This is a genomic window from Runella sp. MFBS21, from assembly GCF_029433105.1.
Taxonomy (GTDB): Bacteria; Bacteroidota; Bacteroidia; order Cytophagales; family Spirosomataceae; genus Runella.
Window position 1 is genome coordinate 208,977 of the sequence record NZ_JARNTW010000004.1, and the last position, 24,415, is coordinate 233,391.

10 protein-coding genes are annotated in these 24,415 nt (G+C 42.8%); all 10 read left to right on the forward strand.

The window, feature by feature from the left end; all coding sequences use genetic code 11:
• Positions 1 to 121 precede the first annotated feature (121 nt).
• The 10 genes from P1X15_RS11370 to P1X15_RS11415 all read left to right on the forward strand — a co-directional run bounded on the left by P1X15_RS11370 (position 122) and on the right by P1X15_RS11415 (position 24,407).
• Positions 122 to 8,200 carry a gliding motility-associated C-terminal domain-containing protein gene (locus tag P1X15_RS11370; RefSeq protein WP_277338243.1) on the forward strand — a complete coding sequence of 2,693 codons (8,079 nt, stop codon included), beginning with the start codon at positions 122 to 124 and terminating at the stop codon, positions 8,198 to 8,200.
• 5 nt (positions 8,201 to 8,205) lie between these two features.
• The gene (locus tag P1X15_RS11375; RefSeq protein WP_277338244.1) at positions 8,206 to 9,213 is read left to right on the forward strand and encodes a type IX secretion system membrane protein PorP/SprF; all 1,008 of its coding nucleotides are present in this window, start codon (positions 8,206 to 8,208) and stop codon (positions 9,211 to 9,213) included.
• A 100-nt stretch (positions 9,214 to 9,313) separates the two neighbouring features.
• On the forward strand, positions 9,314 to 11,701 hold the full coding sequence (locus P1X15_RS11380; RefSeq protein ID WP_277338245.1) for an OmpA family protein: 2,388 nt from the start codon (positions 9,314 to 9,316) through the stop codon (positions 11,699 to 11,701).
• Positions 11,702 to 11,887: 186 nt separating this feature from the next.
• The gene (locus tag P1X15_RS11385) at positions 11,888 to 12,721 is read left to right on the forward strand and encodes a 1,4-dihydroxy-2-naphthoyl-CoA synthase (protein ID WP_277338246.1); all 834 of its coding nucleotides are present in this window, start codon (positions 11,888 to 11,890) and stop codon (positions 12,719 to 12,721) included.
• Between the two features lie 216 nt (positions 12,722 to 12,937).
• A complete protein-coding gene (locus P1X15_RS11390; RefSeq protein WP_277338247.1) occupies positions 12,938 to 13,537 on the forward strand; it encodes an RNA polymerase sigma factor in 600 nt (199 codons plus the stop codon).
• A gap of 138 nt (positions 13,538 to 13,675) precedes the next feature.
• Positions 13,676 to 14,755 carry a FecR family protein gene (locus P1X15_RS11395; protein WP_277338248.1) on the forward strand — a complete coding sequence of 360 codons (1,080 nt, stop codon included), beginning with the start codon at positions 13,676 to 13,678 and terminating at the stop codon, positions 14,753 to 14,755.
• A gap of 172 nt (positions 14,756 to 14,927) precedes the next feature.
• Complete coding sequence (locus P1X15_RS11400) at positions 14,928 to 18,269, forward strand: TonB-dependent receptor (protein WP_277338249.1); 3,342 nt, start codon at positions 14,928 to 14,930, stop codon at positions 18,267 to 18,269.
• A gap of 20 nt (positions 18,270 to 18,289) precedes the next feature.
• The gene (locus P1X15_RS11405) at positions 18,290 to 19,714 is read left to right on the forward strand and encodes a RagB/SusD family nutrient uptake outer membrane protein (protein ID WP_277338250.1); all 1,425 of its coding nucleotides are present in this window, start codon (positions 18,290 to 18,292) and stop codon (positions 19,712 to 19,714) included.
• Positions 19,715 to 19,840: 126 nt separating this feature from the next.
• The gene (locus P1X15_RS11410; protein ID WP_277338251.1) at positions 19,841 to 21,556 is read left to right on the forward strand and encodes an FISUMP domain-containing protein; all 1,716 of its coding nucleotides are present in this window, start codon (positions 19,841 to 19,843) and stop codon (positions 21,554 to 21,556) included.
• A gap of 64 nt (positions 21,557 to 21,620) precedes the next feature.
• Positions 21,621 to 24,407 carry a cytochrome c gene (locus P1X15_RS11415; RefSeq protein WP_277338252.1) on the forward strand — a complete coding sequence of 929 codons (2,787 nt, stop codon included), beginning with the start codon at positions 21,621 to 21,623 and terminating at the stop codon, positions 24,405 to 24,407.
• The last annotated feature ends 8 nt before the right edge of the window (positions 24,408 to 24,415 follow it).

Below are 24,415 nucleotides of genomic sequence, written 5' to 3' on the forward strand. Positions count from 1 at the left end.
TAACTACGCACAGATTCAGGATGCGAAAGATGGTCAGGGTAATCCAGTAACGGATATAGACTCGACACCAGGTAATGGTTTCACAAAAGGTGAGGATGATGATGACGATGAGCCAATTACTGTGACTCCAACTCCAGTATTTGACTTGGCTTTGTTGAAAAACTTAGCTCCCGGTCAAGCTTCAGTAGTGAACCCAGGTGCGAACGTTACCTTCCGTTTGACAGTAACCAACCAAGGTAATGTACCAGCGACAGCGATTGTGTTGAGCGATTCGTTGCCAGTGGGTATGACCTTGAATGATAGCGATTGGACCGCAGCTGGTCAGATAGCTACGTTGAATGTACCTATCGCGTCCTTGGCACCAGGTGCAAGCACCACAGTAGATATCACCGTAACAGTAAATGCAAACTTCAGTGGTTCGAGCTTGACTAACTACGCACAGATTCAGGATGCGAAAGATGGTCAGGGTAATCCAGTAACGGATATAGACTCGACACCAGGTAATGGTTTCACAAAAGGTGAGGATGATGATGACGATGAGCCAATTACTGTGACTCCTGCGCCAGTATTTGATTTGGCTTTGTTGAAAAACTTAGCTCCCGGTCAAGCTTCTATTGTTGATCCAGGTGCAAATGTTACCTTCCGTTTGACAGTAACCAACCAAGGTAATGTACCAGCGACAGCGATTGTGTTGAGCGATTCGTTGCCAGTAGGTATGACCTTGAATGATAGCGATTGGACCGCAGCTGGCCAGATAGCTACGTTGAATGTACCTATCGCGTCATTGGCACCAGGTGCAAGCACTACAGTAGATATCACCGTAACAGTAAATGCAAACTTCACTGGTTCGAGCTTGACTAACTACGCACAGATTAAAGATGCGAAAGATGGTCAGGGTAATCCAGTAACGGATATAGACTCGACACCGGGTAATGGTTTCACAAAAGGTGAGGATGATGATGACGATGAGCCAATTACGATTCGTGAGTGTCCTATTCCTCCAACGCCTACATGTGGTGGTCTTGCCAAAAATACATGTCCTAATTCATGCGTTAATTTGAATGACTTCATTCATAGCGATATTCGTACGCCTGGCGGTAGATTTGAATGGCATGCCGGACCAAGACCTACAGATCCAATTGTAGCTGATCCAACCAAAGTTTGTGTATCTGGTGTTTACTATTTGTTTGAAGTAGCAGCTTGTGGAGTGTATAGCAACGGCGCACATCTAGATGTGGAACTTACTCCATGTTATGCTGACTTGACTTTGGCAAAAACAGTGAACAACACTACGCCTAGTCAAGGAGATACCGTTACTTATAGTATTGCGGTAACCAACTTAGGGCCTAATAAAGCTACTAATGTAGAAGTTACAGATACTATAAAAGCAGGTTTGCAATACGTATCAGGTAGTGCTGCATGGGTACTCAACGGAACAGTCTTGACTGCTTCTATCGATTCGATTTTAGTAAATCAAACGGTGACGTTGACTTTCAAAGCAAAAGTAGTAGGTACTGGTACAATCAAAAACTTTGCACAAGTAACGAAGTCTGATCAACCAGATCCGAACTCTACGCCAAATAATGGAGGATATACTCCAAAAGAAAATGATGAAGATGATGTAGATATCACCGTAAAAGTGCCTTGTGCCATTCCTCCAACCCCAACTTGTGGTGGTATAGGAGAAAACACATGTCCTGATACCTGTGTGAACCTTAATAGCTTCATTCATAGCGAAATCCGTACACCTGGAGGTAAATTTGAATGGTATACAACATCCAACCATTTGCCTGGTACTTTGGTTGCTGATCCTACTAAAGTATGCACTTCGGGTACTTACTATCTATTTGAAGTAGCAGCTTGTGGTGAATACAGCAACGGCGCATGGTTCCAGTTGACAATCAAACCATGTGTAACTCTAACTGATTTGTCAGTAGAGAAGAGTGTTGTAGAAGCTGGACCTTATACAGTGGGTCAAACGATTACTTATAAAGTGATTGCTTCTAACAATGGTCCTGTAAATGCTACTGGTGTCACTGTAACTGATGTGCTTCCTGCTTCGCTTACTTTTGTAAGTGCAAGCCCAGCGGGTGAATATAATAGTGCGACTGGAATATGGACAGTGGGCAACTTAGCAGTAAGTGCCAACCGTACATTGGAAATTCGTGCTACTCTTAACGCTGTAGGTTCAACTACAAACACAGCGATTATCAAAGGGCCTAACAACGACCCAAGTAAAGCTGGAAATGATACCTCGCGTGTGAATATCAACGTAGGTTGCGTGAAACCAGATAAGCCAATCTTGGCTTGTGCTACTACCAATATCTGTTTGGGTGATAGTACTACTATTCATGCAATCGGATGTGCTGGAGGTATTGTAACATGGTCTAATGGTGCAACAGGTACAACTATCGTTGTAAGACCAAGTCAAACAACTACCTACACTGCAACATGTAAGAAAAATGGCTGCGAAAGTGATCCTTCAAATGCTATCTCAATACATGTAAACACTCCAACTACACCAGCAATAACAGCAAGTCCTTCTACAACAATCTGTAAAGGTAGCTCAGTGGTGTTGACAGCAGCAAATTGTGCAGGTACTATTAGATGGAGTACAGGAGCTACTGGTGCTCAAATCACCGTAACGCCTGATGTCACTACTAGCTACTCTGCCATTTGTAAAATTGGAACTTGTGAAAGTGCACCTGCATCTATTGCTATTACAGTAACGCCTGGCGGTCCTGTTCCTGAGGTAGTTTGCAGCACCGACAAAGTATGTCCTGGTGAAAGTGTAACACTTCAAGTAAACAACTGCGCTGGTATTGTAGAATGGTCAACGGGTGAAACAGGAACGGCAATTGTAGTATACCCAACTCAGACTACTACTTACTGGGCAGTATGTAACCTCAATGGTTGTAAAGCACGCTCTAAAGATTACACCATCAAGGTGGTTCCTGTAGCGGCTCCAACTGTGACTGCAAGTTCGTCAACAGTAATCTGTAACAATGGAAGTGCAACGCTTACAGCAGCTGGTTGTGAAGGTGAAATTCTCTGGTCAAATGGCGCTACTGGAGCAAGTATTGTGGTAAGTCCAAATACAACGACTAGCTATACTGCAACTTGTAAAGTAGGAAATTGTACAAGCGAGCCTTCTGCACCAGTGACCATCACTGTAGGAAACCCAACTCCAGTAGTTGTAGCAGCTTCTAAAACGCTTATTTGTGCTAGCGATAGCACTGTACTAACCGCAAGCGGTGAATGTACAGGTACTGTTGTATGGTCAAATGGCGCCACTGGAAGCAGTATCGTAGTAAGACCAGCTTCTACTACCGAATACACTGCAATCTGTAAAGTGGGAACTTGCGAAAGCCAATCTATTAATAAAGTAAAAGTAACTGTGACTACTGCCGGCCCAGCGCCAACAGTGGTATCATCTAAACCAAGCATCTGTGCTGGGGATAGTGTGACGCTTACCGCATCGGGCTGTGCTGGAACTGTAGTGTGGAGTACAGGTGCTGTAGGAGTAACAAGCATTGTTGTTAAACCTAACACTACTACTACTTACACTGCGTCTTGCCGTACAAACGGTCAATGTGATAGCGCTCCTGGTAGTGTAACCGTAACTGTAGGTAACAATACCACACCTCCAACAATCACTGTAAGTCCTTCAGGAACAGTATGTGCTGGTAGCACAGTAACTCTGACTGCGAGTGGTTGTGTAGGTGGTACAATTACATGGAATACAGGCGCTACTACGTCGAGCATATCTGTAGTCGTAAATAATACTACTACTTATACGGCCATCTGCAAAATCGGAAATTGCTCAAGCAACCCTGCTTCTGTTACCGTAAATGTAGTAGCAGCCCCTGAGAAACCTGTAGTAATCTGCAGCACCGACAAAGTATGTCCTGGTGAAGGTGTAACTCTCCAAGTTCCAAATTGCTTAGGAGTTGTACATTGGTCAACTGGCGAAACTGGTGAAGCAATCGTAGTACATCCTACTGAAACTACTACTTATACCGCAGTATGTAAAGTAGGAGACTGCTCAAGCCCAGTATCGGCTGACTACACTATCAAGGTTATTCCTGTACCTGTACCAACAGTTTCTGCAAGTCCAGCTTCTATCCAATTGGGAGAAACTTCTGTCTTGACAGCTTCTGGATGTGACGGTGAAGTGACTTGGTCAAATGGTATGGTAGGAGCTAGCATCGTGGTTAACCCATCTGAGACTACTTCATACACTGCCACTTGTAAAGTAGGTAACTGTACAAGCGCTGCTTCTGTACCAGTGAAAGTGACTGTCGGAAATTGCGTAGCACCTCAGATTACGGCTAGCTCAGCGGTTATCTGTGAAGGTTCTAGTGTCACCCTATCGGCATCGGGATGTGAAGGTGGTAATATTGAATGGTCAAATGGTAGCACTGGAAACAGTATTACTGTGAACCCAATTGGTACCACTACTTACACAGCTGTATGTAAAAAAGGTGATTGCACTAGCAATGCTTCAAATGCCGTAAGTGTAGTAGTAACAAAAGTAAATACTCCGACAATCGTAACTTCTGCTACTCACATCTGTAAAGGTGAGCAGGTATCGTTGTCTGTTTCGGGTTGTGAAGGCTCAGTATTGTGGTCAACTGGTGCAAATAGTGCTTCAATCACTGTAACTCCACAAACTACTACTAGCTACACAGCTATCTGTAAAGTAGGTGATTGTGAAAGTGCTGCTTCTGCACCGCTTACTATTGTAGTGGGCGTACCAGATGCTCCAACTATCCAAGCATCTAAAACCAACTTGTGCTTCGGTGAATCAGTAACCTTGACTGCACAGACTGCTTGCGCTGGTTATATCCAATGGTCAAATGGCCAAATTGGAAGCTCAATCACGCTCGTACCTGCTGCTAGCACTATTTATGTAGCTTACTGCTGTAACAATGAAAATTGTAAGAGCGTAGCTTCAAATACTGTAAACGTGACTGTTGCACCAAAAGTAACAACACCACAAGTAGTAAGCTTAGCCAATGTGTGTCCTGTAAAAACGGTAGATCTTGCATCGGCTGTGAAAAACTACACCGCTGGATCAGGCTTAACAATGGAATTCCACGTAGGAAATACACCAAGCTCAGCAGTTGTTGCTAATCCTTCAGCTGTAGGAGAGACAGGTACTTACTATGTATTCTTCCGTTCGACTACTGGATGCTATAGCGAAGGTGTGGCTATCCACGTGTTGATTTCGTCTTGCGAAACTACACCTTGTGAAACCAACCCAGCTACAGCTGACGCTGGTGCCGATGCTTCTATCTGTGCTGCCCTTGAGTACAAACTCAACGGTAAAATAGGAGGAGTTGCTACTAGTGCTATCTGGAGTACTACTGGAACTGGTAGATTCAGCAATCCGCTTGCTTTGGATGCAACTTACTATCCATCATTAGAAGACTTGATTAAGGGTGATGTAATACTCACCCTTACCACCAATGACCCTGATGGCGAAGGTAATTGCCAAGCTGGAAAAGATGATCTCAAGTTGGTATTTGAAGGTATCAAGTTTAGACCTCAAATTGTCATCAATGGTACGGTGAAACCAGATACATTGCCACAAACAATCACTATCTGCCAAGGTGATACCGTGAAATTGAGTGCTAGCGAACAGCAAGGCTATCAAGTGAAATGGTTTAAAGACGGTCAGGTATTGTTCCCTGCTTCTGACAAGAAGAGCTGGGATGTAACCGAGCCAGGTACTTACTCTTACTCACTAGTAGACGAAAAACGTTGTTGCTCAGTACCATCTGCTTACATTACGGTAGTAGTGAAAGCCCTTCCAACACCAATTGTGAAAAACCTACGTAATACTTGTCCAAGTACTACCGTAGATTTGACCACAGCGTTGGACAACAGTGGTAATTACACCGTTCAATTTAAATCTGCAGCAGAATTGGCATGTACTTGCCTAGTGGGTACACCAGAAGCTGTAGGGGCAGGTACTTATTATGTGGTCTACAAAAAAGACGGTTGCTATAGTGCACCAGCGGCTATCGAAGTGAAAATCTTTGATTGTGCTACGGATACACTCCGCTCTGATCTAAATATCGTGAAGAGTGTAGACAAAAATGTGGTAGCACTTGGCGAACAAGTAACTTATAACATAGTTGTTTCTAACTATGGCCCACATGATGCGACAAATGTAGACGTCCGTGATATTATGCCGTCTGAACTAGAAGTGATTTCAACTTCAGGAATGACCAATACAAACGGTGTCTTGTTGACTCGCCTCCCTGTTCTGGCTGCTGGCGCTAGTGACACACTTACTGTGGTCGCAAAAGCCAAAACCTCAGGAATCCAAGTGACTAACAGAGCTGAAATCAGCTATGCAGATCAAGTAGATCCTCAGACAGACAACAATCGCTCTTCTGTAAGCATTGTTGTGAGCGACGGAACAGTAGCGCCAAGTATTGGAGTAGCTTTAGCGGTGGATAATATCGAACCAAAAGGTAACGGTGATAGCACTAACATTAGTTATGATGTTACTTACAAAATCATCGTTAAAAACGTAGGAAATGTTCCATTGACTAACCTTCAGGTAGTTGACAGTATTACCCACGCTTTTGCGCCTCCTGTTACTTATACAGTAGTAGGTACGCCAACCGTAAGTGGAAATACTACAGCTACAGCTAATGCCGCCTACAATGGTACTACCGATAAGGACTTCTTAACGCTAGGTACTCTTCCTGTAGGAGCTGAAGCTTATATCTATGTAACTTACAATGTTGTGCCTCATGGCAACAACGGACCATTCTTGGGTAGTGTAATTGCTAAAGGAAGTCACGACGGTACAGTTGTTTTCGATATTTCTAATAAAGGAACTGTCGTAGATCCTCCAGTAAATACCTCTACTCCAGTGCGTTTCGATTTGCCAAGTGCGTTGATTGGTTTATCTAAATCAGTAGGAACACCAATAGTGATAGGAGATGGTAAATTTAAAATTCCTTACACTATCAGTGTGACCAACTTGGGTACAAGCGATCTCACTAAAGTTCAGGTAGAAGATGATTTGGGTCTTACTTTTGGCTCAAAAGCTGTCATCGTTGGCAAACCTTTGGTAACTGCAGATGAAGGATTCACTGTAGACTCTACCTACACAGGTCAAGGCTTACTTACCAAATTGTTAGTGGATTCACTAAGCGCATTGCCAAAAGGCAAGACCCGTAGTGTCCAGTTGGCGGTTATCGTTTCGCTTTATAACCCTGATTCAGTAACTACCTTCAACAACATCGCGATTGGTAGAGGTATAACAGGAGCAGGTGTAATGACGGCTGATACTTCGACTACAGGTAATGACGCTGACCCAGACAATGACCTAGACCCACGCAACAACAGCGAGTCGACGGCAGTGTCTCTCAACTCTACTCCTGGTAATGGATTGCTCGGTTTAGCGTTGTCAATCAAAGATACCCTCCGCAAAGGAGACGGTAGCTTGAATGTGACTTACCGTGTGATTTTGAAAAACTATGGTGCAGGTACGTTGACCAATGTTCAAGTGACTGATTCGTTGACCAAAGTGTACAGCTCATTGAATGGGGCTAGCTACCAATTGGTAGGTACACCTACTGCCAGCGATGTAAGTACCTTGCGTATTAATCCTGACTTCGACGGAGACCGCGATGCAAATCTCTTGATTGCAGAGCAGAGCCGTTTGGCAGGTGGACGTACCGACTCGTTGTTCTTTACAATCAATGTAACTACCGACGGTCGATTGACACCATATCAAAACCGCGTATTGGGTACGGCGTTAGCAGGTCAAAACACAGTTTCGGATTACTCAACCAATGGTTTGAATCCTGATCCGAACGGTGATAATGACCCAACAAGTTTGGCAGAAGCTGAATTTACGCCAATCGTGATTATCTCTGACGGTGGATTGTTTATCCCAGAAGGCTTCTCTCCAAATGGTGACGGAATCAACGATAAATTTGTGATTCGTCATCCATCTGGCACGAAGATTGTTCTAGAAATATACAACCGCTGGATGAATCTGGTATATCGTAGCAATGATTATCAGAATGATTGGGAAGGTGGAGCAAACGTAGGTGTAGGCAATAGTAACCAAGCGGTGCCTGTTGGAACATACTTCTACAATGTTATTCTCCTTGACCAAAATGGCGGCGAAATTAAGAAGTCAAGTCGATTCATGACCATTAACCGCTAATCACGATGACCAATATCATCAAACAAAAGTGTACGATGTTGCTGCTGCTGATCTCTTTGATCGGCAGCAGTAAACTCTGGGCTCAGCAAGACAAAATGTTTTCGCAGTACATGTTCAACATGATGGCCCTTAATCCTGCTTACGCTGGAAGTCGAGATGTACTCAGTGCCACAGCTCTCTATCGTAATCAATGGGGAGGAATGCCGGGTGCTCCACAAACCGCTACTTTTACCATTGATATGCCCGTGAATCGTGAAAAAGTAGGTCTAGGTTTGCAGCTTTTCAACGATCAAGTAGGTCTTGAAAACTGGACGGGAGCCATGCTTTCTTACGCTTTTCGTATCAAAATGGGAGAACGCTCGACTTTGGCTTTGGGATTGCAAGGCGGTGCTATGAATTTCCGTTGGGATTTGGCCAAAGCCAATCTAGGAAATAATTTGTCCGACCCCGCTTTTGCAAGCAATGTGTCTAAAATTCTGCCTAACTTCGGTACAGGGATTTATTTAAGCAACGACCGTTCTTATATTGGGGTTTCGGTACCCTATCTTATCGAAAACAATCTCTCTGATTATGATTCAGGTGAGCAGCGTGCTAAAATCCGCCGGCATTTTTATGCCACCGCCGGATTTGTGGTTGGGCGTAACAATGTCAAACTGAAACCTTCGATGATGGCGCGTTATGTAAATGGAGCTGGGCTTTCTCTTGACGGAAACGTCAACGTCTGGTTCAATGACCGTATCGCTTTAGGTATGTCTTATCGTCACAACCGTTTTACGACTTACGCTGGCCAAATTCAGGAAGATAAAGAAGGCAATGCCCTCAAAGGTGATGCACTAGTTGGAATGATTGAAATACAGCTTTCGGATCAGTTTCGTTTGGGGTATTCATACGACTGGACGCGCAACCGCCTCAATCAGGAACGTAAATTTTTGAGCATTCCTACCCACGAGATAATGTTGCGTTATGAATTTGGCTTTAGCAAGAGCAAAATTCTCACTCCGCGTTATTTCTAAGGGATTATTTTCAACGATTCAAAGGTATATTCTTCATGCTGGGTTTATAATAAACCGACAACGGAGAGTATACCTTTTTTCTTACCCAAATTTCTGAATCATGAAGACCTATATTTTTCTAGTTGCATTGGCAGTAGCGATTTGGGCAAAAGATGCGCATGCACAATCGTCTCTGAGCCAAGCCAACCGCCAATATGAAATGATGGCTTACAGTAAAGCCATTGAGTTGTATGAAAATGCACTTAAACAAAACCTACAAGATACAGTCAAACTTAATACATTCCTAAAACTAGGACATAGCTATCATCAACTCAGAGATACCCAAAATGCCGAGCGCGTTTTTCGTTTGGCTATGGGGGAGGGTAAATCTCTACCGCACGAAAATGCTAGCTCTTACTTGTATTTTGCACAAGCACTCGCTAGCAATGGTAAATATGATGAAGCCAAAGAGATTTACGAACGTTACAGCCAAGCTCAACAAGAAGACCAAAGAGGGAAAGATTTTACAAAATTATACTCAAACGTGGGCAAACTCTCAAAAAATGCCACTAGCTATGTAGTCCAATCCCTAGACAATATCAATACTAATCGAGCCGAATTTAGCCCTGTTTATTATAAAAAAGGACTCGTATTTGTATCGGCTCGCAATGAAGCAGTAAACATAAAAAGAGTTTATGGATGGAATCAAACAGCCTTCTTAGATTTGTATGAAGTGCCAGATTTATCGGTTGTCAATTCTTCCAAAACTAGTAAAGTAGGTGGGTCAGTAGGCGCAAATCGGACCCTCGCAAAAAATAAAGGAGTGTACCTTCTTGGGTCGGACGAATATACCCCTCTCACTGCCAATGATACCAAAATTCCTGCTACTTATCGCTCTCTCAATGACAAAAACCCTGAGCCATTGCAGGCACCTGTCATAGAGTCACAAAACATGGGAAAAGCACTAAATTCTAAATACCATGAAGGACCAGTAGCTTTTTTCAAAGACGGCAGCAAAATACTATTTACTCGCAACAATTATTTAAATGGAAAATATAAAACTAGTAAAGAGGGTATCAACAAATTAAAGTTGTACTCTGCCGAATTGAAAGGCAACAATTGGGATAATCTACAAGAACTACCTTTCAACAGCGATGAGTATTCGGTAGGACATCCTACTTTATCCAAAGATGATCAATTGCTTTACTTTGTATCGGATATGCCGGGTGGTTTTGGCGGTACTGATATTTATGTCAGTCGCAACGAAAACGGTAATTGGTCAACTCCTGTCAATTTAGGGCCTTCTGTCAATAGCAAAGGCAATGAAATGTTTCCCTTTGTAGACGAGCAAGGTAATTTATATTTTGCTTCTGACGGACTTGCTGGAATGGGAGGCTTAGATATATTTTATGCCAAACTCATCAATGGTGTGATGGCTCGTAAACCTACCAACTTAGGAGAACCTATCAACTCTACTAAAGATGATTTTGGATTGATTACAGATGCTGAACGTAAAAGTGGTTTTTTTAGTAGCAATCGCAAAAGAGGTGGTGAGGATGATGACTTGTTTCGTTTCGAACGTGTAGGGCCTCTTAATCCCTGTCAAGAAACACTAGTGCACGTCATTGATGGTGCTACTAAGACGTCGTTGGCGAGTGCCGCAGTGGAAGTAGTTAGTAAAAGTGAAAGCGAGCCGGGTGCCAAAACATTATATACTGACAAAGATGGTAACCTGAAAATTTGTCTTGATTCAGAAACGGATTTTGTGTTCAAGGCCTCCAATGAAGGCTATGTTAATAATGCTCGCAACTTTACAACCAAAGACCTAGATGCCACGGAGTTAGTACAATTAGAAATTCCACTAGATAAACTAAAGCCTAAAGCACCTCCTGTCAAGATGTTTACGTTGAGAGGGCTAGTGACGACTCAAAAAGATCGTAAGCCTATTTCAGGTGTGAAAGTTTTGTTACACAACGAGTGTGATGGTTCTACACTAGAGGCAGTTACGGACGCCAACGGAGCCTATGAGTTTGAAGTACCAAGCGGCTGTGATTATTCTATAGAAGCGCTTAAAGATAATCTCGCTACTATGGGTACCAAAGTGAAAGGCGAAGAGTTTTCAGAAGCAAATATCACCATGTTTGAAAAAGGAGATGTTATCAAAATTGATAATATTTACTATGACCTCAACAAATGGAATATCCGTTCGGATGCCGAGTCTGAATTAAACAAATTGGTGGGCTTGATGAACAAATACCCCAAAATGAAGATTGAATTTGGCTCTCATACTGATAGCCGTTCTTCTACCAAATACAATAAGACTCTTTCAACAAAACGAGCCAAAGCCGCTGTCGCGTATATTGTGAAGCAGGGCGTTTCGTCGAAGAGAATTATCGCAGCAGGCTATGGTGAAGAAAAACCGGTCAATAAATGTAAAGATGGGGTGCCTTGTAGTGAAGAAGAGCACCAGCAAAATCGCCGTACCGAAATCAAAATCTTAAGTTTGTAAAATAAAGTTTTAAGGTTGCTCACAAAACAGAAATCTCATTGAGGTTTCTGTTTTGTTTTATAGTTACTTTTTGAGTTACAACGCGTCTTATTAAAAGGTTCAAATAGTGTTTGATTAAAAGGTGGAAGTTGTACTGACTTCTGCCTTTTTTATTTTTCTTTTTACTTTTGTAAAAAAAACATTATTATGCCCAACTGGACTACTGTAAAGGAGTATACCGATATTACCTACAAAAAATGCGATGGCGTGGCACGTATTGCCTTTAACCGCCCCGAAGTTCGCAATGCCTTTCGCCCCCATACCACTTTTGAATTATTAGATGCTTTTGCTGATGCTACTCATGATAGTCACATTGGGGTAGTGCTACTTTCGGGCGAAGGTCCTTCGCCTAAAGATGGCGTGTGGGCATTTTGCTCCGGCGGAGACCAAAAAGCTCGTCAAAAAGGTGGTTATCGAGCCGAAGACGGTCGTGATCGTCTCAATATCTTAGAAGTACAGCGACAGATTCGCTTCATGACCAAGCCTGTTATCGCCGTGGTACCAGGCTGGGCAGTAGGTGGAGGGCATAGCCTTCATGTTGTTTGTGATTTGTCGCTAGCAAGCAAAGAACACGCTATTTTCAAACAAACAGACGCCGACGTGGCGAGTTATGATGCTGGGTATGGTTCGGCTTATTTGGCACGCATGATTGGTCAAAAGCGTGCTCGCGAAATATTCTTTTTGGGACGTAACTACTCCGCACAAGAAGCCTACGAAATGGGGATGGTCAATGCCGTAGTACCTCACGATCAACTGGAAGATACCGCTTTTCAATGGGCGCAGGAAATCCTCGGTAAAAGCCCGATGGCAATTCGGATGTTGAAATTTGCTTTCAATCTTGTAGACGACGGGCTGGTAGGGCAGCAGCTTTTTGCAGGAGAGGCCACGCGGCTAGGCTATATGACCGAAGAAGCCGAAGAAGGACGTGATGCGTTTCTCCAAAAGCGAAAACCTGACTGGGATAAGTTTGAACGCTATTGATGAAAATAACTACCTAGGGTTATACCACTCTGTGTATCTTTTTTCTTCTGTGGTTAAGAATAAAAATTTTATGAAAAAGCAGAAACCATAAGGGACTTCTGCTTTTTTGTTTTGTAGATTAAAAATTATAAAATCTTTTATAATCACTATTTTATATCAATTTTGTTTAATTTTGTCTTCCTCTTATGCTGCTACCCTAAATTTTGACACCATAGTATGCTTTCTACTGGTTCGTTCAACTCATACAATGAGACCGCCCTTTGGGAATCTCTTGCCAAAGGAGATCAGGAGGCTTTTGAGATTTTGTATAGGCATTATTTTAAAATACTGGTCAATTATGGTTCTCGATTTACATCAGATACATTGCTGCTTGAAGATGCCATTCAAGATTTGTTTACCTATCTCTGGCGGCGAAGAGTCCAGCTAGCCAACATTCAAGAACCTAAATTTTATCTGCTGCGGGCACTACGAAACCAACTTAGTCGAAATATCCGTAATGATTTACTAGAGGAAGCTGAAGATATTGACGATTTTCTAGATTATCTGGTTTCGCTTTCTGACGAGCAGCAGACAGTAGAGCAAGAAACGCTGCTTGACCAATCCCGCCAGATCCAGGCTGCTATTTCCAAACTAAGTCCTCGTCAGCAGGAAGCTATCAACCTCCGCTTTTATCACGGTATGACTCTTGACCAGTCGGCTGAACTTATGGGTATTCCCAAACAAGTAGTTAGTAATCTCCTTTTTAAAGCCTATTCTATGCTACGACTCATGTTGAAAGGGCTATTTTCATTTCTGTTTACGTTTGTATATTCCTAATAGGGTAGTAGTGACCAAATAAGGTTTATTTTTAGTCTTCAAAATGGTATTTTTCAAAAAAAATAAAAAAAAGTTCAATTTCGTTGGTTAATTTCTACAAAAACGTGACTGTGTATAGTAGAAGACCCAAATAGATTGATGATGCTATACCATAATTTCACCTTGAAGGATTTCCTCAACGACGATGCGTTTGTTCGATGGGCATTGCACAATGAACAAGATGCTTACTGGCAGAAGGTGATGGTCGACTACCCAGACAAACAGGATATCATCAGACAAGCACTTGAACTTATTCAACAACTACATAACGCTGAAGAGTACAGGACTCTGACCCTCAGTGAAGAACAAAATTGGAAACGACTCCGTAAAAATACCGTTCACGCCTCCCCGCTGGCTCTATGGTCTCAAAAACGCTATTGGGTGGGTGCATTGAGTGTTTTTATCATAGTAGCCTTGGTGGGTGGATTGCTGTGGATAAAGAAGGCTACAGACAGCACTACCTACACTAAATTGGTAACCAAAGCTTCTGAGAAAAGTCCACTTATCGAAAAAGTGAATAACAGCGATACCACTCTGAAAATCAATCTAGAAGATGGTAGTGTGGTTTATCTGAAAAAAAATAGCCGATTCAGTTATCCTGCTCATTTCACTGCCAAATCGCGAGAAACTTTTTTAAGTGGGGAAGCTTTTTTTCAAATTGCTCCCAATCCTAAAAAACCTTTTTATGTCTATGCCAACGAACTGGTGACACAGGTATTGGGAACGAGTTTTGATATCAAAGCCTTTGATAATGACCAAAGAGTACAAATCAAAGTGCGAACGGGACGAGTGTCAGTCTATAAACAAAACCCGATTCGATTAGCAAGTGAAGAAAGCCAACATCTCATTTTGCTACCTAATCAGCAGGTCGTTTTTAATAGAGAAACCGAAAGCTTATCGAAACAATTGGTAGCTGATCCAATACCTATTCAGCCGTTGGTGAAGGGCGAAAAGCGTTATTTCGAGGATGTACCAGCTACTACGGTATTGCAGGCCTTGGAAAAGCGCTACGGTGTACGTATTTTATATGACGAGGAGTTGCTTGCAAAATGTATTATTACAACCACCCTGAGCGACCAACCACTAACCAACCAATTGGATTTAATTTGCCAAACGATTGGGGCCACTTATAGAGAAATGGATGCCCAATTAGTAGTTCAGTCGGCTGGTTGCCCATAAGGGATTCATAACCAAACCAAAATCTAAAACCTAAAAAGCCCATGCGTTAAAGTTTTTAAACTCAATTAAAAAAAAGAGAAGATGCTGCCACATCTTCTCTCGAACCTAGCCAGCGCCTGTAGGTGCCGGAAGGAAGTGTTCTGTCCTGATAAAAACAAAAACAGTCAAAAGTATGTCAAAAATTTTTACTAAAAAAGAAGTTTTCATGCTCATGAAAATTACTTTATGCCCACTCATCCTTATAGGGTTACTAAGTAGTAATACATTAGCTTACCCTGTTGTTGCTCAGGAGTTATTAAAAGAACGGGTTAATTTAACCCTAAAAAACAGTAATCTCCGCTCATTTTTACGTAGCCTCGAAAAACAGGTCGACGTGGTATTTTCGTACCAGAAAGAAGTCATTGAGTTTAATGAAAAACTGAATCTGTCGATTCAAAATGAAACCGTGGATAATGTCCTAAAACAGGTGTTAGCGCCAAGACGTATACACTATAAGGTTATTAACAATAATCAAATTATTTTGACCCGCGAAATCAAAAGTGAACAGAGTAAACCTGAGGCCAGTATAAATACACCAATCGAGCTGATAGATAGTGAAAAAACTGTTCGGGCTATTACAGGGCGCGTAACGGACGAAAAAGGAGAGGTCTTGCCAGGTGTGAACATTATATTGAAAGGAACTCAACAGGGAACTGTCTCCGATGCCAAAGGGGCTTTTAGTATGGATATTCCTAATGAGAATGCAGTATTGGTATTTTCGTTTGTAGGCTATAGCCCTCAAGAAGTGATTATAGGTAACCAAACATCGCTGGAAATAACCCTGAAAGCAGATCAGAGAAGTTTAGACGAAGTAGTAGTGGTGGGGTATGGTACCGTCAAAAAAAGCGACTTAACTGGCTCGGTGAGTTCGATAAAAGCAGATGAAATAAGTGCCTTCCCCACTGCAAACGTAATGCAGGCCCTATCTGGCAGAGCTCCGGGGGTACAGGTCAAACAGAATACAGGCGCTCCCGGAGCCGCAGTGAGTGTCCGAATTAGAGGAACCAATTCGATTCAGGGTAGCAACGAACCCTTGTATGTTATTGACGGGTTTCCGGTGAGTGGTCAGCCTCTAGTACTAAACAACACTGACATCGAAAGCATAGAGATTCTCAAAGACGCTTCGGCGGTGGCTGTCTATGGTTCAAGAGGGGCTAATGGGGTAGTATTAATTTCTACTAAATCAGGGAAGGAAGGCAAAATGCGGGTAGACTACGAAACCAATTACGGTTCTCAACAATTGCGCAAAAAGCTAGAATTGATGAATGCACGCGAATACGCCACATTTTATAACATTTTAAGTGCAAATCAGGGATTAAGCCCCTACTATACGCAGGAGCAAATCAATGGCTTTGGCGAAGGATTTGACTGGCAGGATTTTGTGTATCGCCAGGCCCCTCTCCAAAACCATTCGCTCAATATCAGCGGAGGAAATGCAAAAACGCAGTTTTCGGTGTCAGGTAGCTATTATGGTCAGGATGGGATAATCAAGGGTAGCGATTATCAGCGGTATGCCTTACGAACCAATATCAACCATACCATAAGCAATAAAATCAAGGCAGCTTTTTCTACCACCCTTTCCAGAAATCAGACCTCACGGCAAAACTCGGGAGGAGGAATTCAGGGACAATCTCTGATTAGTGCGTCGCTGGTAGCTCCACCTATCCTAACTCCTTACAACGATGATGGCAGCTATCGCGTGCTGACCTCACCACTGCCTATTATTGTTATCAATCCCTTAAATTATATCAATGAAACCATAGACAAGGGCTTTTCGAATAAAGTTCTCGCCAATGCTTCGCTATCGTTTGAACCCATCAAAGGATTGGTGCTTAAAGTATACGGAGGAATCGAAAATAGCGATGATAGAAATGACTATTATCGTACCCTGAATTTCTTTAATCAGCAATCCAATGCCAGTGTCACAACTACGCAGTTTACCAGTCTATTGAATGAAAATACCATCACTTATAGCCGAAACATTGGTGCAAAGCATAAAATTGTGGCATTGGGTGGATTTACCTATCAAGACTTTGTCAATACTTCCTTGAGTGGCTCTGGTACGGGTTTTTTGAGTGATGCCACAGAAAGTTATAATCTTGCCGCAGCTACCATACCGGGTATTCCAGGCTCTGGTTATTCTAAGTCTGTACTTTTATCTTACCTCGGAAGAATCAATTATAACTTCAATGATCGGTTTCTAGCAACGATAAGTTTCCGTTCTGATGGCTCTTCAAAATACAGTGAAGGAAATAAATGGGGTTTTTTCCCCTCAGCTGCGGTGGCATGGCGATTGAAGGAAGAAGCATTTTTGGCCAAAAATGACTTTATATCTGACCTGAAGCTTAGAGCAAGTTGGGGGCGTACTGGTTCGCAGGCTATCGGGGCTTATGCTACATTAAACCAGCTGGCTGTTGGTAAAACAGTATTTGGAGATGCACTTTACAATACCTTTGCCCCAACGACCACCCTTCCCGGAAATCTAAAGTGGGAAACAACCGAACAAACCGATATAGGAATGGATTTGGCATTTTTGTCTAACCGTATCCAGCTAACTGCCGACTTCTACATAAAAAATACGCAGGACCTTCTCAATTCAGTACAATTACCTGCTTCTATGGGTTTTACCAATACCATAAGAAATGTTGGAATAATTCAGAATAAAGGTGTTGAATTTTCGGTCAACAGCACGGTGATAAACAACAAGGGTTTCAAATGGGATTTGAACGGAAATATCGCATTCAATAAATCGAAAGTAGTAAAGCTATATGGTGGGCAACAAATTTTGACGGGCAGGGTAGCTGTGTTGATTTTTGATGATAATATCACCATGCTCCGTGAGGGAGAACCGATGGGCGTATTTTATGGCTATCAAGAAAATGGTTACGACCAAAATGGCCGCGTGCAGTACAAGGATGTCAACAACGATGGAGTCATCAACACTAATGATAAAGTTATTTTGGGTAATCCTAATCCCAAATTCATTTATGGCTTGAATTCCTTCATGTCTTATAAAGGAATTGACCTTTCTCTTTTCTGGCAAGGCTCTCAGGGGAATGATCTTGCCAATATCAGTGGAATCGGGAATACTTTACATTACAGTTGGGGTATGAATATGTTGAAGGATGTGCTGTATGACCACTGGACACCAGAAAACCCGAATGCAAAATATCCTAGAGTAACGATGTTCCAGAATATTAATTTTTCAAATCGGTTTGTTGAAGATGGTTCTTATCTAAGACTCCGCAACATTGAACTTGGATACTCGTTGCCAACGGCCAAATGGAATCTCTCTTGGATAAAAAGTGCCAAAGTTTATGCAAGTGGGCAAAACCTTCTGACATTGACAAAATATTCATGGTGGGATCCCGATGTTAATTCGGCTGGAGGGGCAAGCGCCGTTACACAAGGAATTGACTTTTCGACTTATCCCGTAGCCAAATCATATATGGTAGGCCTTCGTGTCGGTTTTTAAAATTTAAAAAAGATATGTTTATGAAAACCAATATTTTACTCATCTGTTTGCTACTAATGCTTGCATCGTGTCAAGATTTACTAGTTGAAGCTCCCAAGTCTATTGCGGTCGAAACATTTTACAACACTGCCGCCGAAGTAGAAGGGGCTATCGCGGCTATTTATGCTCCTCTCAAAACAATTTATGGATCAGAATTTTTGCCTTTGCTAGAATGCTCAACCGACTATCACAAAGGTGGGGGTAGCTATGCTCCCAATAGTGAGTTTCAGGGTATGAATAGCACAAATATTACCCGAGCTGGTACCAAATGGGAAAGTTTTTATTTGGGGATACGTAATGCTAACTTAATCTTATCCAATGTCCCCAAAACCCAAAAGCTAAGCGATGAGATTAAAAACCGCTACTTGGCTGAGGCTAAGTTCATGCGCGCTTTAATCTATTTTCAATTGGTGAGGTGTTGGGGTGATGTGGTGATACGTACCGAAGCAAATATGGCAGAAGCAAGTGTAAAGCGAAGTCCCTCAAGTGAGGTCTATAAGCTAATTAAGGAGGATTTGTTGTTTGCTGAAAATCTTTTACCACCTAACGAACCCGCTCCTGGACGTGCCACTAAGTGGGCGGCAAAGACCCTCCTTGCCGATGTGTATTTTTATACCGAAAATCATACTGAAGCAGCCAGTAAGGCAAAAGAAGTGATTGATTCTGGAAAATATGCCTTGGTTGAAGTAAGTACAGCCGACGATTTTACAAAATTGTTTGGTCCCGAAGTCATCTCTTCTTCGGAGGAAATCTTATCCTTAAAGTACTCCAAAGAACAACAATGGGGTTATCCCTTCTTTACCCATGCCATTAAAAGCCCATATATGCTGGCAGCGGGCTTTGGGGGAGCGTTATATAGTGAAGAACAAAATTCGGTCTATGCTAATTGGGATGTAAAAGACCTTCGGAAATCGTATGGATGGTATAAATCCACGCTATCTTTTGGAACCAATACTATTCTGAATAAGAAGTTTTCCGATCCGGGGAGTTTACAACCTAGAAATGACTATCCGCTTTATCGCTATGCTGATTTATTGCTTCTTTATGCGGAGGCATCTTGTGAAGCATTGGGACAGCCAGACTCCAAAAGCCTCGATGCTTTGAATAAAGTACATCGAAGAGCGTATGGCTATAATTCTTCTCAATCATCACCAGTGGATTTCAAACTCGCTGATTATACCAAGGCATCATTTATTGAATTGGTCAGAAAAGAACGAGGCTATGAGACGCAAGCCGAAGGAAAACGATGGTTTGATTTGAAAAGAACGGGAAAAGCTAAAGACTATATCAAGGCAGCTACAGGGAAGGATATTGCTGACAAGCACTATTTATGGCCAATCCCGCTATCAGAAATAAACTACAATGGCGCCTTGGATCCCGCAAAGGACCAAAATCCAGGATATTAATTTAAGCGAATGAGTGGAAAGACAATAAACCCTCACATAATCAAATCGTTCATAATGGTCTTTTTTGCTAAAATCAATGTTAAGTGTAGGCTTTTTTTAGCTTTGGTTTTCTTGCTTTGTCCTGCAATGTCTTATGCATCAGAGGGAGCAGGAGTAGTGATTGGGATGTACGAATGGTCGGCTCAAAACCTTAAAGTGACTCACTTCAGAAATGGAGATCCTATTCCTGAAGCAAAAAGTGACGATGACTGGAACAAAGCAGCCGAAAACGGAACTCCAGCTTGGTGTTATTATAATAATGACCCCGCCAATGCCAATAGCTATGGAGTGCTGTATAACTGGTTTGCTATCAATGACCCACGGGGAATTTGTCCTATGGGGTGGGATATCCCGACCCGTGAAGAACTACAAAACTTACTATACGAAGTGGGTCGCAAAGGAGGTAGCAAACTGAAAAGTAAGTCGGCTTGGGTAGGTGATTTGTCCAGTTTCGACGAATGGCGATTTGGAGCAGTACCTGCGGGAGTGCGTTATATAGGCGGATTATTTCACGACCTGGGCAAATATACCTATTACTGGACTAGTACCTCAAAACGGCAAGATGCAGCCTTGTATTTTAGTCTGGGGCATAAACATGACGCTATCGACTCTACAGGTACGTTTAGCTTTCTAAAAAAAGGTACAGGAATGTCGGTGAGATGTGTACGGAGGGTTTCTTATACGGGCTATACCATTAACCCAAAAGGTACCCCAAACGACGGAATTATGTTTATAGATAATGAGTCAGTTAACCGCTCTGGACATTATGGCTCTGCCCTGACCGAATGTAAAAACGGTGATATTATTGCGTTTTATACCAATGTGTCGGGGAAAATATTTGAAGGGCATGGCATTGCTGGCTGGTCTGAGTATAAACGTTCGACCGATGGCGGCAAAACGTGGGGGAAACCAACGGTGTTTCCTTACTCCAAAAAGGTTTGGGATATCAACAAGATAACAGGCGATACTCTTCCCAAGGGGAAACCATATATTGCGGCATTTGTTCGGTCCATTATTACGGCACCCAATGGAACGTTGGTCGCCTTTTTGTCCCGACAACTTGCCAACAATCGAGATAACTATCTGGGTTTTAAGACGCCCGTATATATCCTGAGTCATGACAATGGACACACCTGGACTGAACCAAAGGAGGTTGATGAGATTGCTACTTCCAAAGAAATCAGTCTGACCAACGATGATGGTGCTTCTTTTGTGCATGATGGGGTAATATACACAGTATTCATAGGAGGCTATGGTACAGGAGAATACTCATTTTATGCCTCTTACGACAATGGCGAAACTTTTACCAAACTCAGTGAGGGATTGTTCCGAAACCGAAAATATAAGAGTAATTATTACTATATGACAGCCAAAGCCCTTGACGATGGGCGGTTTATTGTCTACTCTTATGACCTCAACGATGAGCATTATTTTCCTTACGTAATTAGTAGCGATAAAGGGCGAACTTGGAGTGAAGTAAAGACTACCTATATGGCCAAGCGTGTTCGAGATGCACAGATGAGCGAAAAAATAGGGAGCTACTATTTTATGGTGGGGCGTAGCGGAAGTTTTGGCAATGACCCCATGAATCTGGTGCTTTATGCTTCTAAAAATGGAATTGACTGGGACAGTGGGCAGTACCTTAAAAAAGTACAGAAAACACTTGATTCATACTCTGCCATTGAGGTTGTCGGGAAATATGACCGAAAACAAACCAAGAAGGTTTTGATACAGGGCTCGGTAGGATATGGGGTCGGGGCTTGTGTCAATGTCAAACATTGGTGGATTGAAGATGTCAAGTAGATTTACTTTTTAGTTTTATCTCTCACCAAGAGATTTTCTTCTATCTCTGAAGACGTTACTTTTTATGAACTCAACTAGTCATTGGAGCATAGCGATGCTATGCCTTGTGGTCATTACTGCCCTTGGGCTACTGCCTACGTGCTTTTTGGGCTGCTTTTCGGAAAAACGCATCATTACCGAAAACACATTCGACAGCTTGTCTTTTAATTCATTTGTAGAGCCAGATTTCCCATTTATGAGCACCTATCTAGATGCTCGAAAATTAGGTTCCCGCTTTCCTGATGATAATGTTGTGGCCCGTGGACTGGTCATTCAACTGGATGATAGTGCATATGTGTGTTTCGATCAGGATTTGTTAAGATGGTCCGTAGCTTGGACAGGCAAGTCGCTAACAAAGAGTATGTTGCCTGAGGTATCATACCACGATTTTTTCAACAAAAAAAATACGGTACCATTGGTGGCAGGCCAGCCTGACATTGCCAATGGGATATACCCTGGCTGGTCATCAGGAAAGCCAGTTCTGACAGATGTACGTCCCAAAGAGCAATCCCGAGAAGGCTTCACTTGGGGACCTCTGCCTCCCCACTATGGCCGTTGGCAAGGAAGCTACGTATATGAGAATAGTTTAATTCTGGCCTATAGCGTTGCAGGTGTCGATATTTTCGAAATGCCCGATTGCGTCCGACATGATAAAGAGATTGTTTATACCAGAACCTTGGAAGTAGGTGCTTCGTCCGATACGCTCTTTTTGAATGCAGCCGAAGTACGAGATGGTGCTTCGGCTGCCAGTGACGGTAACGTAGCCTATATTTATTATGCTCAAGATTCGGTGATTGCTGTAAGTATTAAGAGCTTGGAGGCAACTGCTACTGTAAGCGTGAGTGGGGGACGGTACATCAGCGTATCGGTGCCGCCTTCTAGTCAAACCCGAAACATGACGGTATGTTTATGGAGAGGGCTGACCAAAAATCTGAAAAACTTTCGTTCAATAGCAGATAAGGCGGCTCTTAGGAAGTTACCCGCTTTTCGAGAAGGAAGTCCTCCGCATTGGTCAGGGGAGGTGCTTACCAAAGGAAAAATCGCCCCTGACACTGCGGCCTTCGTGACGGATTTACTCACACTGCCCATTCCCAATCCTTGGAAACGAAATGTACGTGTTACTGACATTGCCTTTCTGGATGAACAACGGGCTGCGATTACTACATTTGAAGGCGATGTATGGGTAGTCAGCGGAATCGATAAACAACTAGCGCAATTATCGTGGAAACGATTTGCGTCAGGATTGTACGAGCCTATGAGTATCGAAGTTTACAAGGGGCAGCTGTATATTTTTGGGAAGGCGGGGATTGTTCGGTTACACGATTTGAACGGGGATGGCGAGGCTGATTATTATGAAAATTTTTGTGACCTAATGCAGCAGTCAGCCGAATCTTACGAATGGGCGGCTGATATGGTCATTTCGGAAAAATATGGCATCCTGATTGCGAAAGGCGGGGGCGTCACGGCAAGGCCGGGTATCACCAAAACGCTAACCGCAGGTTTTCGGGCGGGCTCGAACCATTCAGGAGTAATCATGAGAATCTCACTGGATGGAAAACAGACTGAAATAATCAGCACAGGTTTCCGAGCACCTTATCTCGGTTTTCATCCCATTTCTGGTATGCTGACTGCTACCGACCAGCAAGGAAATTATGTGCCAAGCACCCCTATCTATGTGATTGAAAAAGATGATTTTTTGGGTGTTCCTGCTACAAGCCATCGTACTGATAAGCCATCTCCTAAACGTCCCCTCACATGGATTCCGCACAGAATTGATCGTTCGGCAGGCAGTCAGGTATGGATGACTACTCAACAAATGGGACCACTCAATAACGCGCTTCTTCATTTTTCGTTTGGGCGTCCCGGACTTTTTCGGGTACTCATTGATTCCACTTCCAATGGATTGCAGGGGGCAGTTGTTTCAGTCAATGCAAATTATTCAACACCGATTATCAAAGGGACTATGGGCCCTCATGATGGGCAGTTGTATATGGCTGGTTTTAACCTGTTTGGGAGTAGTTCGAAAGGTATCAGTGCAATTCAGCGGCTACGATATACTGGAAAAAATAGTTATATGCCCAACCACTTTAAAGTGGGCCGTCAGGGTGTCCTGCTTTCTTTTGATTCGGCATTGGATTCCCGAAAAGCTACCAATCCATCCAGTTATCGAGTGAAGCGGTGGAACTACAAACGAACTGAGGCTTATGGTTCGGGGCATTTCAAGCTAGATGGTACACCTGGTGAGGAGATTTTGCCAGTACTTGCCTCGTACCTGTCTCTCGACAAAAAGAAAGTTTTGTTGCTTATTCCTGATATGCGGGAAGTTGACCAAATGGAGGTATTGTACAAGGTAACAGCCAGCGATGGTAAATCGGTAAGTGATGGAGTTTGGTTTAGTATCAATCAGGTAGATAATCTGGACTTACGAGCACAGGGGTTTGTCAACGTGGACTTGAAAAAGCTCCAATTGAGTAAGGCACAATTTGCCGCTCAAATCAAGTATGATCCGCCGATTACCAGAGAGCGGGGCAAAGAACTTTTTGAGAAAATGGGGTGTATTGGGTGTCATTCTCCTGGTACCGAAACGGCAGGAATGTACGGCCCACCCTTCAAAGGGCTGTATGGTTCGATGCGAAAAATGGCCGATGGCTCCACCCTTGAAGCTAGGGAAGCTTACCTTAAAGAGTCAATTCTCGACCCCAGTAAAAAGGTCGTAAAAGGCTATGATGCCGAAATGCCCTCTTTTCAGGGTATCCTATCTGATTCTGATATAGAGGCTCTAATCTTGTATATTATGTATTTGAAATATTAGTCGAAACA

What these genes read in the sequence shown, in the direction of transcription:
- P1X15_RS11375 (WP_277338244.1), top strand. Translation starts at nt 8,206, where the DNA reads ATGACCAATATCATCAAACAAAAGTGTACGATGTTGCTGCTGCTGATC.
- P1X15_RS11380 (WP_277338245.1), top strand. Translation starts at nt 9,314, where the DNA reads ATGAAGACCTATATTTTTCTAGTTGCATTGGCAGTAGCGATTTGGGCA.
- P1X15_RS11385 (WP_277338246.1), top strand. Translation starts at nt 11,888, where the DNA reads ATGCCCAACTGGACTACTGTAAAGGAGTATACCGATATTACCTACAAA.
- P1X15_RS11390 (WP_277338247.1), top strand. Translation starts at nt 12,938, where the DNA reads ATGCTTTCTACTGGTTCGTTCAACTCATACAATGAGACCGCCCTTTGG.
- P1X15_RS11395 (WP_277338248.1), top strand. Translation starts at nt 13,676, where the DNA reads ATGATGCTATACCATAATTTCACCTTGAAGGATTTCCTCAACGACGAT.
- P1X15_RS11400 (WP_277338249.1), top strand. Translation starts at nt 14,928, where the DNA reads ATGTCAAAAATTTTTACTAAAAAAGAAGTTTTCATGCTCATGAAAATT.
- P1X15_RS11405 (WP_277338250.1), top strand. Translation starts at nt 18,290, where the DNA reads ATGAAAACCAATATTTTACTCATCTGTTTGCTACTAATGCTTGCATCG.
- P1X15_RS11410 (WP_277338251.1), top strand. Translation starts at nt 19,841, where the DNA reads ATGTCTTATGCATCAGAGGGAGCAGGAGTAGTGATTGGGATGTACGAA.
- P1X15_RS11415 (WP_277338252.1), top strand. Translation starts at nt 21,621, where the DNA reads ATGAACTCAACTAGTCATTGGAGCATAGCGATGCTATGCCTTGTGGTC.